Here is a 15,128-nt window from a genome sequence, read left to right as displayed (position 1 = left end):
GTACTCATGCCCAGGCGCGGCCGCGCGCTTGCCCTCGCCAGGAGCGGCGATGGATGTCATGACGTCGTAGTAGGTGGTCTCGATGTTGACCGCGGCGATGTAGTAGGCCAGCAGCAGGATCTCATTGGCGTGCAGCTCGTTGGCGTACTTGCGGGCGAGGTCCTCCGGCTTGATGAGCCCGGACTGGAGCAGCCTGACCATGAAGGTGCCGGTTCCTGTGAAGCCGTCGAGGATGTGCACGCCCTCGTCGGTGAGGCCCTGGCCGAACTCCTGACGGAGCACGTCGTCGGCGGACTGGAGGATGAAGTCGACGATCTCGACGGGGGTGTAGACGATGCCGAGCTTGTCGACGGTCTTCTTGAAGGCGGTGGCGAAGAAGGTGTCGTAGAGCTCGAGATGATCCGCTGCCGGCCCTCGGCGTTGTCGATCCCTTCGACGCGCATCCGGACCGACTCGTAGAACTTCTCCAGCGTCCGGTTCTCGTCGTCGACGTTGTGCTCGTCGAGGGCGGCGAGCATCCGGTCCATCGCCTTGGCGACCGGGTTGTGCTCGAGGAACTGCGAGCCGGCGAAGAGTGCGTTGAAGACCGGCCGGGTGATCAGGTGCTGCGCGAGCATGTCGACGGCGTCGGTGCGGCTGATGCCCTCGTTGAGGTTGCCGCGCAGACCGCCGAGGAAGACCTCGAACTCCTTGGCGACGTCGGTGTCGGGATCGGACAGCAGGGCGTTGATGCGGGTCGTCTGGCGGGTGGCGATGTCGGCGACCGACTTGGCCCAGTCCTGCCAGTATCGACGGGTGCCAACCTTGGCGACGATCTTGGAGTAGATCGCGTCGCGCCAGGCGTCGAGGTCGCCGAAGGCGAGGCTGAGGGCGCCCTGCACCGAGTCTCCCCAGTCGCTGCCGCCGACGCCGATCACGTTGATCTTCTCGTCGCGCTTGGAGGTGAGGTCGATCCGGTTGACCATCGCGTCGAAGCGCTCGTCGTGGGCGCGGAGTGCTTGGAGGACCTCCCACACCGCGGCGTACCGCTTGTTGTCGCGCAGCGCCTCCTCCGGCGACATGCCGGAGGGGACGCCGACGGGAAGGATGATGTAGCCGAACTTCTTGCCGGGCGCCTTCCTCATCACGCGGCCGACCGACTGGACGATGTCGACGACGGACTTGCGCGGCGACAGGAACATCACCGCGTCGAGGGCCGGCACGTCCACTCCCTCGGAGAGGCACCGCGCGTTGGTGAGGATCCGGCAGTGGTCCTCCTTGGGCTCCTCCTGGAGCCAGTCGATCTTGCGGTTGCGCTCGAGCGCGTTGAAGGTGCCGTCGACGTGCTGGACGGTGCAGCTCAGCGGGGACTTGCCGCTCGCGTCCTCGAGGTTGGCCTGGTCGACGTAGTAGCGGGTGACCTCGGTGAACATCTCCTCGATCCGCTTGGACGACTTGATGTTGCCGGCGAACGCGACGGCACGACGCATCGGATCGGTGTCCGGCTCGAAGTCGTGCTCGGCCTTGCCGCGCTTGGCGAGACCGTTCCAGCAGCCGACGATCTTAGCGACGTCGTCCAGGTCGAGCTCGTTGTCGGCGTCGGAGAGCTGCTGCTGGAACGTGCGGGCCACCGACTCCTCATCGACTGTCAGCACGAGCACCTTGTAGTCGGTGAGCAGGTCGGCCTCGACAGCCTCCCCGAAGCCGAGCCGGTGGAACTCGGGGCCGTAGAGCTCCTCGTCGTCCATGGACGCCAGGACCGCGTTGGCCTGGCCCGCCTTGGCGCGCGAGTTGTCGTCGTAGATCCGCGGGGTGGCGGTCATGTAGAGCCGCTTGGCGGCCGGGAGGTAGGCGTCGTTGTGGACGCGGACGAACGCCGACTCGTCCTCCCCGGCGAGCGTCGTACCAGTGGTGCGGTGCGCCTCGTCGGACACGATCAGGTCGAAGCGGCGACCGTCCTTGGTCGCCTGGGCCACGACGTCGATGGACTGGTAGGTCGCGAAGACGACGGTCATCGCGTCGCGATCGGCCGCGGCATCGGCGAGGCGCTGCTTCAGCACGGCCACGTCCGTGGTCGCCGGCAGCGCCAGGTCGGTGACCGAGATGTCCTCGTCGGTGTTGGCGGACCGCTTGGTCGACTTCGCGTCCGAGCAGACCGCGAGGGGTCGGATCGGCAGCTCGGCTTCACCCACCCATTCGCGCACCGTCTGGGAGAGCAGCGAGATCGACGGCACCAGGAAGAGCACCAGGCCACCGGCGCCGACGTTCTCCTCGGCCAGCCGCAGAGAGGTGAAGGTCTTGCCGGTGCCGCAGGCCATGATCAGCTTGCCTCGGTCTGACTCACCGAAGCCGGCCGTCACCTTGTCGATCGCCACCCGCTGATGAGGCCGCGGCGTCTTCCTGCCGTGCATCGGCAGGACCTCGGGGGTCTCGAGGGAGAACTGCGACCAGTCGACCCGCGAGTGCTCCAGCTCACTCAGTCCGATCCGCCGCACCGGGATCAGCTGGTTGCGGATCGCGTCCTCGGCGTTGCTTCCCCACTTCTCCGTGGTGGAGACGACGATCCGCTCCTTGAACTCCGCCTCCCCCGAAGTCGAGACGAACTTGCCCGAGGCCGAGAGGAAGGAGTCGATCATCGGCTTGGCCACCGTGGTGGTCGGCGCGAAGAACTTGCACTGGATCGCGACTTTCTCCCCGGTCACCCGGTCCTGGGCGACGAGGTCGATGCCGGTGTCGTGCTTGCCGCCGTTGCCGGGGTACTCGTTCCACAGCCACACGTCTGAGAACTGGTCGGCGAAGACCGGGTCGACCCGGAGGTAGGCCTTCATCAACCGCTCGAACTTGGTGCCCTTGTCGGTCTCGGAGATGGCGGACGCGCGCAGCTCGTCCAGGACTTCATAGATCGTCGACCCCATGACACGTTCCTATCGCACCCCTCCGAGAACTTCACCCGATCCCGAGGAAACGACCTCTTGTTTCGGAGGGTCGTCCTAGGGTCGAGTCGGACAGGGGGTCGACAGTGGCAGCGCTCATCTCAGGAGGCGGCAGTGGTGCCGTCGCGGCGTCCTCGCACGCGCAGTGCGAGCGGTTCCGTCGTACGGATCCGCTCCTCACCAACGTCACGCGCAGGGGGCTCGCGCGGTCGTTGGGCTTCCCGGACACGGGTGGTCGCATCCCCGAGGCGCGCTGGGTCAGGGCCATGGCCTTCGAGTCCGCCGTCGACTCCGACACCTTCGTCTCCGAGCTCATCACCCGCGCCATCGGCCGGCTCGGGCTCGACCGGCCTGAGGGCGTCCGCAAGCGCTCGTGTGCCGACAGTGCCACCGAGACGGTCACTCAGCTCGCCCAGGCGCACCTCAAGGCGGCGTATGCCGACGAGGCGACCATGCTCACCAAGCTCGCCATCCCGTTCCTCAGCCTCGAGGACGCCGACAGTGCCACCTCGATCAAGCCCGACTTCGCGATCGTGGCGCCTCGCAAGGAAGGTGACGTCACGGTCGGCTCGTGGCTGATCATGGGGGACGCCAAGGACTACGAACGCGTCCGCGCCCGCATCGACGACGGCCGGATGCTCAAGGGCTTCCTGCAGGTCGCGCTGGGCGCGGAGTCGGCGGCCGCATGGAGCCAGCTGCCGGACGGCATGGAGGTCCACCGGTACGGCGCGCTCGCGGTGCCGCGCAACGTCTACCTCCGGCCGGAAGCGGTCGTCGAGGACCTGGCCGACCACCGGCGTGAGGTCCGGACGCGGGCGGAGGAGCGTCTCGCTGCGCTCGCGGAGGTCGACGACGACCCCATCGAGACCGACGAGCTTCCCGCCTACGTCGCCCACCTCGAGGCGACCTACGACCCCACTTCTTGTGCGAGCTGCAACCTGTTCACCTACTGTCGCGATGAGCTCCGTCGACAGGACACGACCGAGGCGCTGCTGCTCGAGCTCGGCATGGACCGCGGACTGCATCCGGCGCTGCTGCACCTCGCCGCGACCGGTGAGCCGGGCCTGCTGCCGACCACGGAGGTCGCCCGGCTGACCGCGACCACCACGGGCAAGCCACAGTGGGCCGGGCGTCGCCGGACGGACGCTGCAGGCGAGCCCGGCACGATCAACGTCGTGCTCGTGAAGTCGGACTCGGCTGCCCTGGGTGTGCACGGGATCGCCGTGCAACGAGTCACCGCGCACGACGAGCAACCGTGGCGTCACGAGGTCTTCGAGCGCACCAACGCGACGGCGACCCGTCACGACGTCATGCACCTCCTGGGGGCCGAGATCGCCGCGGTCATGGAGTCCGGGGAAGGACCCGTGCACCTCGTGGTGCCGGACGGCCCGACCGCCGACGTGCTGGTCACCATGGCCGACTCGCTGGCAGGGGTCGAGCTCAGCCGGCTGCGGTGGCAGCGGGACTTAGACGAGGGACGACCGATCCTCACCTTCGACGGCGAGGAGGCGACCATGCCGGATCCGCTCTCGGACACGGCACGGCTCGCGGTCAGCTTCCTGCTCGAGGAGGACCGGGCCCGAGCCTTCCACCTGCGGCAGCCCATCGTCGTCCTGCGCACCGTCTTGGCCGAGCACCTCGTCCCGGGAGGCCCCGCAGTCGATGCGGGACGTCTCGACTACCTCGTCACGTGGGCCGAGGCTCCCGAGGACGGGCTCGACCACCGAGCGGTGTCCGACTCCATCGCCGAGAGCGAGCGCACCGCCGGCGCACGGATGGCTCGCGACACCTCCGACGAGGTCCACCGGGCCGGGCGGCCGACGCGTGGGGACGCCGTCCGCTACCACGACCTCGTCACGAGCGAGCTCGAGTACCGCATCGACATCCTGCTCCGCGCGATCGCCGTCCTGGGCGGCAGGCCGGACTCGCGGCTGCGTCCGGCCTACCGCGCTCTCGAGGGGGCCGCCCAGGACGTGTGGTGTCGCAGGCTCGCACTTCAGGCCTCCGACCTCGTGCGGTTCTCGCGCACCTATCGCTACTGGCGCAACGCCCAGGTCGACATGATCGACGCCGATCGGTCCTGCGACGAGCAGCTCAGGACGCTGCTCGACAGCGACTGGGCGGCCGACCGCGCGGCCGACGCCGGCGTACGACACCTCACTTTGGCGTCCGTCGTGTCGACCAGCCCGGTGCGATTGGCGGTGGAGTCGCGACGCTTCATCGACGGCACGAAGACGGTCCTGCTCCACCGCGCGGGCGAGGCAGTCATCGAGGGCGCTGCTGTCAGCCTCACGATCCAGAAGGGCAGCTTCAAGTTCGGCGGCGCGTCCGTTGGCAGGCTCGAGGATGACGGGGACGCGGCCGGCCTGCTCTGGTCACCCGGGGTGCCGGCTCCCTTGGCGGTGGGTGACCGGGTGGTCTTGGCCGAGGCGGAGTGGCTGGGTGCGACCTACAGGTCGGGCCACGAGTTCGCAGTGAAGCGTCCCGTCGTCGACGGCCTCGCGGCCCCGAAGTCGGACTGCACAGCCGACTCCTACGCGCAGGATCCGCAGGCCCACGCGTGGTGCTGCCGCCCCCACGCCGCCGCGGAGGCCGAGTGGTCCGACGACATCGCCGAGCGACGGGCGAAGGGTCAGCTGAACCCGGAAGTGTGGCCGCCGATCATCGACGAGGAGCGCTTCGACATCCAGCGCGAGGATGACCCGGACGTGGAGGTCGACGACTTCGTCGTGCCCCCGGACTGGATCTCGAGCGACGACCTGGGAGAGGACCAGTGACCGTCGACTTCCTCGCGCCGCAGACGAGTGCCGACGGCGCCGAGCACCACACTGCCGCCGCTGCGGGCAACATCCAGGCGGCGGCGGACGCGATCCAGGCGCTCATGCGCCGGCTGGACGGGGTGTCCGACACGCAGAAGGTGCTGCTCCGCGCCGCTGCCGGCGCGGGAAAGTCCTACGCGTTGGTCCGGATGGTCAAGGAGGCCATCGCCAACGACAACTGCCTGCGGGTGGCCGTGGCCGCCTTCAAGAACAAGCAGATCGTTCCTCTGGCGCGAAAGCTCGGCGAGGAGCTCGGCAAGGACACGGTCTGCCTCTTCGTGTCCGAGAAGCGTGTCGCCGACCTGCCGCAAGCCGTGCTCGACGCGGTCACCATCGCCTGCAAGTCGTCCGAGATCCCCGCTTCGGCTCGGGTGGTGCTGGGGGTGTCGCACAAGTTCGGGGTCTGGGGAGAGCTGCGGCGCCTCAACGACCATCTCGGCGCCGGCGCCAACGGGGAGAAGGCCTTCGACGTGCTCTTCGTCGACGAGGCGTGGGAGCTGCCTCTCTACCTCTTCGCCCGCATCGAGGCTCTCGCCCCCGTCGCTGTGGGCGTTGGCGACGTGGGCCAGCTGCCGCCCATCGACCCCAATGAGAACCCTTGGCGAGGTGACCCCGGTTACAACCCGTACCGCGCCTGGCCGACGGCGTACGAGAACGACGACACCTCCGTCGTGATCGAGCTGCCGGCAGTGTGGCGGCCCACCGGCGAGCAGCTCCCGCTGTGGCGCGCGTTCTACAACGACTGGGACCAGCTCAACTGCGTCGCGGCCCCCGGTGACCGCTCCGTCGAGCTGCCGGGGATGGACGGGGCCGCCGCCGACGTGTGGGAGGCGGTCGCCACGGGACGGCCGGCGCTGCTGGAGATCTCCGGACTAGAGGACCCGGAGGCTCCGGACATCGACAGGCCACTGCTCAGCGCGGTGGAGGACCTGCTGCGACCGCTGCTGGCTGGCGGCTTCACGTGCACGGAGGTGTCGTACGACAACTTCGGGGCACCCGGCACGAGCCACTCCGTCTCCTCCAAGGCCCCCGAGGGAGACCCCATGGTGGTCATCCTGGCGACGCGCAACCAGGCCGTCGACGACGCCACCGAGATGGTCGAGCGCCTGACCGAGGAACTTGGGCTGCCCGAGGGCGTGATCCAGGCGTCCACCGTCGACTCGTGGCAGGGGCAGACCAACCGCATCACCGTGGCCATCCACCCGCTGTCGGGGGCGACCAAGCTCGACGACTTCAACTCGGCGTTCGGGCGCCTGGCGGTCACCTGCACGCGGGCGACCCACGGACTCTTCATGGTCGCCCGTGCAGGGCTCGACGAGCTGCTCGCGGACGCTCCCGCGCGTCCTGGCACGCCCTTCGGGGAGCCGGGCACGCGTGCTCTCCCGCGGCAGACCCACCAGCGAATCCTCGGGTCGTTCACGCGCGGTCGCCTCGACCTGTCCGACCACGGCTCGGTCTGATGGCAGGACGTGGTGCTGGTCGCTCGGGCAGACGCGTGCGCAACGACGGCCCCCTGCACGACGACCCCGAGATTGCGGCGCTTGTGGCTCGACGAGAGGAGCTGCGACGCAGGGTCAGACGGCGCCGTTGGTGGCGCATCACTGCGTTCACCGCCGCGCTGGTCATCGGGCTGGCAGCTGTCCGAGGGGTCTGGGTCTCACGGGACAGCGACGGTGACGGCATCACCGACTGCCAGGAACGTGCGGGACTCCGGCTGGGGGCAGGAGGAGCGGTGGTCGTCACCGATCCCAGAGACGTCGAAACCGACTCCGACGGTGTTCCGGACGGCGAGGAGGTGCCGCCGAGTCGGGCCGGCGGCCTGACGAAGTCGGTGGCCGACTCGTTCTGGTCGTGCAGCCCGCGCACGTTCGCCGCGCTCGCCGACCCCACCGCCTCCGACAGTGATGAAGACGGGCTGCCGGACCCCGTGGAGCTCAGCGAGGGGAGCAACCCGTTCCGCGGGGACTCCGACCGCGATGGACTGGCCGACGTCGCTGAACGCGAGTGGGGCTCGGATCCCAACGCCGCCGACACCGACGGAGACGGCCGAAAGGATGGCGACGACGCCGACGAAGAGCTCTCGCCCGTGCTTGCGGATGAGCCGCGGGATGAGGGGAGATGGTCGGACGAGTTCGCCGAAGGTGCGTGGTACGGCGAGTTCAGGGAGATCGACAGCGTGCCCCAACTACTCGGAGCCGTGAGCGGAGGCGCAAGCAGCACCGTGCCGTATGCGGGCTGGATCACCGGAACCCTCGCGGATTCACGCGACATCGTCGCCAATGCCGTTCATGGCAGGTGGGGAGATGCGGGCGCCTCCGGCATGGGACTCGTTCCTTACGTGGGCGACACCGCGAAGGCTGTGAAGGTCGTCAGCAACTTCGCACGTGCGAAGCCCGCGTTGGTTCGGACGGTCGTCAAGTCCATCGCGACGTGGGACAAGATGCCCCAAGACGCCCAGATGGCGCTGCTCGGAGCCACCGACAAGGCGAGCATCGAGACCCTGGTGGACCACAAGCTGAGCGACGGGCAGATCGTCAAGCTCGCTAAGCGTGGTGCCCTCCTCGCGACGGTGGCCTCGAACCTGGATCGGCACGGCGATCAGGTCATCGCGGGCATCTCCGCCGCGTTCGCCGACGACGACGGCTTCGTGTTGTCCCTCGAGGCTGCGGAGGAGGCACTGCGCGCCGAGGTTTCAGTGGAAGGCGACGCGGCGGCCAAGGCGGTGTACGTGGACCAACTGCCGGCCCAGTTCCGTGGAGGCCGGTACTTCTCCGCGTGCACGCGATGCGACGAAGGAGCCACGCCTGGCACCTCCATCCTGCACGTGGCAAAGCTCGGCACCCAGCCCTTCAATGCCACGGTCAGCGGCCAGGTCGACAAGGACGCGTACCTGGTGAGGCGCGGGTACACGATCGAGTGGCACTTCTTTGCTGGACCAACCGGTCTGGACGTCGACGCGGAACTAACGGGGGCCTTGGACAAGGCCGGGATCACTTACCGGCTCCACCTGCCTCGATAGAACTGCGTCACGCCTTCCGGACCGCCTTGGAACATCGCGCCGCCGGTTCATCCCTCGAGGAGCTCCACCACCGCGTCCGCCACCGCCTCGTCGCCGCGTCCGCGCAGTGTCGGCTCCAGCTCGGAGACCGGGACGTGGACTGCTGCAGCGAGCGCCGCGACGTCGTTCGTAACGGTCTCGGACATCCCGGTCAGCCAGGCGAGCCTGGCCGAGGGGATGGTGTCGACGGGCGAGGGCTCCCGCACGATGGCCTGCATGGATCGGTCGCGGCGGTCGAACCGAAGCTGGAGCACGTCGCCGATCTGCGCGCCCAGCTCGTCGGCGTACGCCTTCAGTGAGCCGATGCTCGGACCAGTGTGACTTGTCTCTGCCCACCCGATGGGGATGTCCTTCACCGGCCCGTGGACGGTGATGTGAACCCCCGGGGTCACGCCGAAAAACGTCCCGACCTCCGTCGGGAGAGCTCGACCGCTGCCACGCTTCAGATCCTTGTCGACGGTCACGTTCCATCGCAGGACGTGGGCCGACGGCTGAAAGAGGCCCTGCACGCGGTGCGGTTCAGCTCGTGGGACGAAGGACTCAGGCGACTCTCGCAGCCGGATCTTGCCGGCGACGGTGCGGAAGACAGGCGCGGCGGAATACATCGTCACCGAGTTGGCGGAGACACCGAACTGACTCGCGAGCTCGGCCGCCAGGTCGGTTAGCACCACCTCGCCGTGCTCCTCAAGACGACGCATCATCGCGTTGACCACGCCATCGTAGGCCTCACCGCCCCACGTGCTGAGGCCTACGCTGTGGCGTGACACGCGGGTCACACGTGGGTCGTCGAAGAGTCGTCCGCGCAGGCTCCGCTCGCTTCCTCCGAGCACGTCGTGCAGTTCAGAGACCTCCATCGGTTGGCCGTGGACAGCCAGCAGGGCGCAGGCCCGGTCACTCACGCTTGTGCCCCATCGGACGACCGAGTCATCCACCCGGGACAGGCCCTTGATCGAGTCGATGGCGAAGTCCAGGAAGTCCTCTCGCACCCCTCGAGCGAGGAGATCGGCATCAAGCGCGGCGCGGTCCACGACCCATGAGTCTTCGCGGAAGGGCACCTCGTCGATACCTGGCGCTGTCCACCCCAGTCGCCGGAACGAGGTGTCGGTGACCGAGATGCCCGCAAACCAGAGCAGCAACCAGCGATCGAACCGTTGCTCGCCGTCAGCCGCTCGTGTGTCCACGACGCTGCGCGGGGCGTAGGCGCCGAGCTCCTCCTCGAGCAGGAAGCCGGCCCACCGCACGTGCCTCCACGCAGGGTCTTGTTCATAGAGCGAGCGAGCTCGCTTGGTCAGCTTGACCTCGAGCTGGCGGACCCGCTCACGGGTCACGTCGTAGGCCTGGCCGATCGAGTCAAGGGTCTCGGGCTTCACTCGGACAAGCCGGCTCTCGAAGATGTGGCGATCGCGATCGTCGAGCGCGTCGATCCACTCGAGCAGTACGTCGCCGGGATCCTGCTGGGCGGCCAGGCCCGTCGGGAGGGCTCTAACGCGCTCGGCGGAGGCCGCGACGTCAGCCGGAAGCATGGGGCGGTCGAGGGTGGTCTCGACAGCACCCCACGTGTCCGCTCGAGCCGCGAAGTCGCCCCACTGAGCCAGGACGTCGAGATCGTCAACCAGTTGGACGCTGCCGGGGTCTGACTGATGCGCAAGCGCGTCGTGGGCGCCGATCAGCAGGTGCCCCAGCGATGCTGCGTCAGCTGCAATCTCCGACAAGAGCTGAAGGATGCGCTGAAGCTTGCCGTGCCCGATCTGGTGCCAGTTCAGGATGGCGTCCTCGGTGAGCGAGAGAACGCTGGCAAGGTCCGTGCAACCACCGCGGGTCAACCACGTCAGCACCAACATGCCCTCGTGTGATCCGAAGTAGGGGCCGAGCAGGCGATGGCGCAACGGCAGGGACCCGAAAGGAGTCAACGCAGCGAAGCGGCTCGCGAGCGTGGGCGTGAACTGCTCCACCTCTCCGCCCGTCGTCCACGGGGACCACGAGGTTTCATCGAATGCCTTCGTCATGCTGTGCCCTTCCCGAATAGTGCACCCGACGCTAGACGAGGCGTGGGCCGTGCGCCGGCGTTTGCATCGGGCGGCGAGAGTCTTGCCACGGCCGGGCCGTAACGGTCGACGTACTCGGCGCTGGTGACCACAGGGTCGAGGAACACGGCCGGGTCGATGTGGACGAAGCGGTCAGGAGTCCGCAGGAGCTCCGACCACACCTCATCGACGGTGGCTCCAGCAGCGCGGTGCTCGGCCCTGACCAGCGAGTCCTGGTAGCCCGTGTTCTCGGGAGACAGGACGTGGAGGACTCTCACGACGTCGGCACCAAGGATGCGGTCCTGTTCCAGACGGTTGGCCAGCAGCTGCTGGCGAGTGAGCTGGTAGAAGGGCTCGTCGAGCAGCAGCTCCATAGGAAGGACGCTGAGGTCGATCGGGCTGTCCGTGGCGTCAAGGTCAGCGGCGTACTGTGCGATCCGCACAGCGTCGGATGCTTCTGCCCTGTTCTTCGCATCCAGATAGCACTCCGTGAACTTCCACTCGACCAGTGCCAGTTCGACAACGCCAGCCGAGGTCTTGTAGAGGAACGCGGCGTCGACGCTGGTGCAGTGGGTCCCCCGTCGCCGCCCCACCTCCCGGCCCCCTCGGAAGCCCTCGCCGAAGTAGTCCGTCGGCCCGATGTACTCGAACGTGAGGAACCGACCCTCCTCGATCGGGAGGACCTCGGCGATGTCGACAGCGCCGCCGAAGGCGAGCTTGATGCGTCCGGCGTCAGCGACCATCGCGAACAGCGCGTTGACGCACTGCACCTGCGAGTCTCGCAGGTGGTTGCTAGGCCCACTGTCGACCCCGTCGTGCCATGGGATGTCGAGCTCGTGGAAGAGAGCGATCGCGGCATCACGGACCTCGGGCAGGAGGTTGTACGACGCGTGCTCCCCGGGCAGGCAGACGGGGTAGGGCCCGCGGTCACCGCGGTAGTACCCCGGACGCCGCGCATCAGCGGGGAGCACTGGGCTGCGGTGCTTCCACGCAACGGCTTGACGGTTCTGCTCGTTGACGTAGGTGCCCGGAGAGGTCTGGACCTTGTTCACGGTCAGACCATGGGAGGTACCTCCGAAAGATCGTCTACTCCGGTACCTGGTGGGGACCGAGCATCTTGACGTTGGCGGCATCGGGTCTGTCCCAATCGCTCAGCAGCGCGACGCGCCACGGGACGGCGGGGTCGATGTGCTTCAAGTGGCTCTTCTCGTACTCGCCGAGCTGCGGTGGTGACCCTTGCTTCCCAGCGACGGCGTACAAGAGATGCGTGCTGGCAGACGCATCGGCATAGAGCCGGTCCCTCAGCCATGCTCGGTTCTCGTCCTTGGAGGCCCAGATCCAGTAGTCGAGGCCCTGCAGGATCAACATCTCGTCCGAGCCCAGCTTCGTCTCGACCAGGACAACGTCGCCAGCGCCATCCATCCCGACGAGATCGATGAACCCTCGCCCTCGAGGCCGCCAAGCAGGGACCTCCCGGAGGACGGGATGCTCGAGGAGCAGCGTCCCGGGGGATCGACGGAGCGCGACCTGCAGGTGGTGCTCCTCGAACCTGCCGTACGCCTTGGCGTGAGCATTTCGGATGCCGCGTTCGACGTGCTGGACGATTTTTCCTTGAACTGGCGGGGATCGAGTTGGGAGTCGACGCGATAGGCCGTTGCGGGCTCCGTCTTGGCGTTGATGCCAGCGTGGATCACCACTCGGCGTTTGCCCCTGATCGTCAGGACTCGCTGGCCGTTGTAGGACCAACCCCGCAGAGAACTCGTGTGCGCCTCGACCAGCTCGCGGTGCTGGGTTGCCCACTCGACAAGGATTCGCACCCAGTCACTCGCCCGCGGGCCGAGGGTATACGCGCGGGCGGTCTCCGGACCCTTGACGCTTTCCAGCGTCTCGGCCTTGCTCAGGGGCGTCGGAAGGGTGATCTTGCCCTTCTCGTGTGTCCAGAGGGTGATCTCGGCGGTGAGCCACGGGCGCCGGAACTGCGTTGGGTAGGCAAACGCTGCAGGTAGCACCAAGGCGAGCTCGCGACCTTCTGCGAGGTGCAGACCGTGAGCGAGCAGTCGGTCCGTGTGGTTGCCTTCCTGTGCCCCGACGACTGCGAGCAGCGTGCTGTCGTCGCCGTACCAGGTGGCCCGGCGCGTCTGCCGGCTCCGCTGCGGGAGCCGGGGCAGGCCGGGCCGTACCTGATCCCGAAGATGATCGGCGTCGCGCATGGCGGCATGGCGGAGCGACTTCACGTCCTTGGTGGTGGCCCGGCTCATCCGGCGAGCGTACGGGTGCGAATGGTCCAGGGCGGGGGCTTCGCAACGGAAGCGGCCGGAGCATCATGGGGCCCATGCCTGACGACGGACCGATCGACGGACTGGACGACCTACTGCTCGCACTCGACTGCGAGGACCTCGACGAGCTGGGCGACTACATCGAGGAGCACGTGGTCGAGGTGGGTGAGGTGGGGTGGAACTGGTACCCCTCAGAAGACGGCTTGGTCGGGGATATCGGCAACGAGTACATCGGCCATGTTTCCCTCGAAGTGCCGATGTCGACCGACCTGCTGGCGTTTCACGAATTGATCGAAGAGCTGAGCCAACGGCTGGTGCACCGCTTGGCCGCAGCCGAGCTGCCGACCGAGGAGTACAGCGAGGAGGAGTGGGACCAAGGTTCCACCGCTCGGGCGCTCGCGGAGTTCTTCGACGTCGATCTGGGCACGTTCGTTTCCGCACTAGGTACGGACTGGCGCCCGGTCGACGGATCACGCCTTGTCGGCGAGAACGACTATCCATTGCGCTGGTTCGGAGCAGGAGTGCCGCTGCGTGTCCTGCTGGGCGTCGGGGAGGACTACGCGACGCTGGCCCAGCCGATCGAGACCAAGAGCGTCTCCGACGGAGCCGAGACACTCGACAGCGAGCACGCGACCGACGTCGAGCTGAGGTCCCCTACGACGTTGGACCGACTTGCCGAGACGTTTCCTCGCTTCATGGCGATGGCCGAGGAGAGCGGGCAATCAGGCAAGGAGCAGGGCGATGACTGAGTCGCTCGAGCCGTGCGATCTGCACGAGGTGAGCAACTGCGCGATCTGTCATCCGCCCGCCCCGGGCTATCGCAGGGGTGGCGTGGCCCAGGACGCGCCGGCCGGGCACTACATCGAGATCATCCCCGGGACCGGCGTCTACCACCAGCCTGACTGCTACATGGTTAGTGCTGACTGGGAGGGCGCGTCGGGCGCCAGGCTGGGCAATCGCGTCGTTCGCTCTCCCGACGACATCAGACGGCTGGCGCTGCGACCTGCACAGTGCTGCGAGCCGCCGCTCCCTCGCTGATCGACTGGCTGGTCGACGGCTGCACATCCGCGAGGGGCCAATGATTCGGACCCCTGCCGCACAGTACGTCTCCCGACGCCGATGAAGGAGGAGACGAGATGGCCGAGCGGATCGCACTGTCACTCAAGCCCGACTTCGCGTCGGGCCGGTGGGCCTGGAGCCTCATGGGGGAGTGCTTCGGGTCCACCGGGACCGTCCGGGCGCAAGGTCGGGAGGACGCCGTGCTGTGTGCACTGGCGGCTGCCTACCCCGCGTTGCGGACTCGGGTCCCGGCGTACGTCGTCGTCTCGCTGCCGCCGACGGCTCGGCTGTGGTCGTTCGTCGTCGAGGTCGAGGTCCACTTCAGCGGTGTCAGTCTCGTGCCCTGCACCGACGCTGACGCCCCCCTCCGCGCCGCCGCGATGCGGGCGTTCCACCCGGCGCAGCCCGTCGTGGCCCCGCCGACCGGCTCACTCACCGTTGCCACCGACGGTTCCGCGACGCGAGGTCGTATCGGCTGGGGGTGGCTCGCCGAGGACGGACGGCACGGGCACGGCACCGAGACGCCGTCCGTCAGGCAGTGCGCCAGGCGCAGGCACCCCGTGCTCGCCGAGCTCCGCGCGATCTCTGAGGCCATCTCAGCGCTGCCGCAGCACCATCTGGTGATTCGCACCGACTGCCGGGCTGCGGTCTCCCTCGTGGAGGAGTGGGCCGTCGGCGGACACAGACTCCCCGACGGGTACGTCGCGACCCACCACACCGCCGTCGCGCCCGGCGGGCTGCTGTGGATGCAGGAGCAGGTCCGCAAGGAGGCTCCCCGTGTCGACATCGGCTGGGTGCGCGGCCACGCCGGCGACCCGCTCAACGAGGGAGCCGACTCCTTGGCCAAGCTCGCCCGCCGCGCCGCCGAGGGCACCTGGGGGTTCACCGCCGCCGACGTCCCCCAACGGGCCCGCGAGATCGCCGATGCCTTCACCACCGCACACCAGACCACTCAGTCCGCCGACGCGGCCTGAGCTTCC

11 protein-coding genes are annotated in these 15,128 nt (G+C 68.1%); 6 read left to right on the top strand and 5 right to left on the bottom strand.

Features of this window, described 5'->3' with window-relative positions; all coding sequences use genetic code 11:
- Window positions 1–56: 56 nt before the first annotated feature.
- Window positions 57–2,894 (bottom strand): restriction endonuclease, encoded by a 2,838-nt coding sequence (locus tag IEZ24_RS21820; RefSeq protein ID WP_207206889.1) that lies wholly within the window; start codon window positions 2,892–2,894, stop codon window positions 57–59.
- A 104-nt stretch (window positions 2,895–2,998) separates the two neighbouring features.
- Here IEZ24_RS21820 and IEZ24_RS18195 point away from each other — a divergent pair, with 104 nt between their 5' ends.
- Genes IEZ24_RS18195 through IEZ24_RS18185 form a run of 3 tightly spaced genes read left to right on the top strand, consistent with a single transcriptional unit; the run spans window position 2,999 to window position 8,750 of the window.
- Complete coding sequence (locus IEZ24_RS18195; protein ID WP_129456275.1) at window positions 2,999–5,689, top strand: hypothetical protein; 2,691 nt, start codon at window positions 2,999–3,001, stop codon at window positions 5,687–5,689.
- The gene (locus tag IEZ24_RS18190) at window positions 5,686–7,191 is read left to right on the top strand and encodes a DEAD/DEAH box helicase family protein (RefSeq protein WP_129456276.1); all 1,506 of its coding nucleotides are present in this window, start codon (window positions 5,686–5,688) and stop codon (window positions 7,189–7,191) included. The genes IEZ24_RS18195 and IEZ24_RS18190 overlap by 4 nt, the downstream gene beginning before the upstream one ends.
- Before the next feature lie 35 nt (window positions 7,192–7,226).
- Window positions 7,227–8,750 carry a hypothetical protein gene (locus tag IEZ24_RS18185; RefSeq protein ID WP_129456277.1) on the top strand — a complete coding sequence of 508 codons (1,524 nt, stop codon included), beginning with the start codon at window positions 7,227–7,229 and terminating at the stop codon, window positions 8,748–8,750.
- 47 nt (window positions 8,751–8,797) lie between these two features.
- On the opposite strand, the gene IEZ24_RS18180 is transcribed toward IEZ24_RS18185, so the two are convergent.
- From IEZ24_RS18180 to IEZ24_RS18165, 4 genes are read right to left on the bottom strand one after another with little or no spacing between them, the layout of a single operon-like run.
- The gene (locus tag IEZ24_RS18180) at window positions 8,798–10,795 is read right to left on the bottom strand and encodes a sigma factor-like helix-turn-helix DNA-binding protein (RefSeq protein ID WP_129456278.1); all 1,998 of its coding nucleotides are present in this window, start codon (window positions 10,793–10,795) and stop codon (window positions 8,798–8,800) included.
- Window positions 10,792–11,865, bottom strand: coding sequence for a PGN_0703 family putative restriction endonuclease (locus tag IEZ24_RS18175; RefSeq protein ID WP_129456279.1), 1,074 nt, complete (start codon window positions 11,863–11,865; stop codon window positions 10,792–10,794). Before IEZ24_RS18175 ends, IEZ24_RS18180 begins: the two co-directional genes overlap by 4 nt.
- Before the next feature lie 34 nt (window positions 11,866–11,899).
- Complete coding sequence (locus IEZ24_RS18170; RefSeq protein WP_129456280.1) at window positions 11,900–12,181, bottom strand: hypothetical protein; 282 nt, start codon at window positions 12,179–12,181, stop codon at window positions 11,900–11,902.
- Window positions 12,175–13,071, bottom strand: coding sequence for a hypothetical protein (locus IEZ24_RS18165; RefSeq protein WP_129456281.1), 897 nt, complete (start codon window positions 13,069–13,071; stop codon window positions 12,175–12,177). Before IEZ24_RS18165 ends, IEZ24_RS18170 begins: the two co-directional genes overlap by 7 nt.
- 74 nt (window positions 13,072–13,145) lie before the next feature.
- Between IEZ24_RS18165 and IEZ24_RS18160 the strand changes: the two genes are divergently transcribed.
- From IEZ24_RS18160 to IEZ24_RS18150, 3 genes are all read left to right on the top strand, one after another.
- A complete protein-coding gene (locus IEZ24_RS18160) occupies window positions 13,146–13,838 on the top strand; it encodes a hypothetical protein (protein WP_129456282.1) in 693 nt (230 codons plus the stop codon).
- The gene (locus tag IEZ24_RS18155; RefSeq protein ID WP_129456283.1) at window positions 13,831–14,127 is read left to right on the top strand and encodes a hypothetical protein; all 297 of its coding nucleotides are present in this window, start codon (window positions 13,831–13,833) and stop codon (window positions 14,125–14,127) included. The genes IEZ24_RS18160 and IEZ24_RS18155 overlap by 8 nt, the downstream gene beginning before the upstream one ends.
- Before the next feature lie 98 nt (window positions 14,128–14,225).
- The gene (locus IEZ24_RS18150) at window positions 14,226–15,122 is read left to right on the top strand and encodes a ribonuclease HI (protein WP_129456284.1); all 897 of its coding nucleotides are present in this window, start codon (window positions 14,226–14,228) and stop codon (window positions 15,120–15,122) included.
- Window positions 15,123–15,128: the final 6 nt, after the last annotated feature.

Origin of the sequence: Nocardioides ganghwensis (assembly GCF_014779655.1) — a bacterium.
Classification (GTDB): domain Bacteria; phylum Actinomycetota; class Actinomycetes; order Propionibacteriales; family Nocardioidaceae; genus Nocardioides; species Nocardioides ganghwensis.
The sequence above is the reverse complement of the archived record's forward strand: the minus strand, read 5'-3'. Positions and strand labels throughout refer to the sequence as shown.

Excerpts from the sequence above, each read along its gene's own strand:
- IEZ24_RS21820 (WP_207206889.1), bottom strand. The coding sequence starts at position 2,894 with ATGGGGTCGACGATCTATGAAGTCCTGGACGAGCTGCGCGCGTCCGCC.
- IEZ24_RS18180 (WP_129456278.1), bottom strand. The coding sequence starts at position 10,795 with ATGACGAAGGCATTCGATGAAACCTCGTGGTCCCCGTGGACGACGGGC.
- IEZ24_RS18170 (WP_129456280.1), bottom strand. The coding sequence starts at position 12,181 with ATGTTGATCCTGCAGGGCCTCGACTACTGGATCTGGGCCTCCAAGGAC.
- IEZ24_RS18165 (WP_129456281.1), bottom strand. The coding sequence starts at position 13,071 with ATGAGCCGGGCCACCACCAAGGACGTGAAGTCGCTCCGCCATGCCGCC.
- IEZ24_RS18160 (WP_129456282.1), top strand. The coding sequence starts at position 13,146 with ATGCCTGACGACGGACCGATCGACGGACTGGACGACCTACTGCTCGCA.
- IEZ24_RS18155 (WP_129456283.1), top strand. The coding sequence starts at position 13,831 with ATGACTGAGTCGCTCGAGCCGTGCGATCTGCACGAGGTGAGCAACTGC.
- IEZ24_RS18150 (WP_129456284.1), top strand. The coding sequence starts at position 14,226 with ATGGCCGAGCGGATCGCACTGTCACTCAAGCCCGACTTCGCGTCGGGC.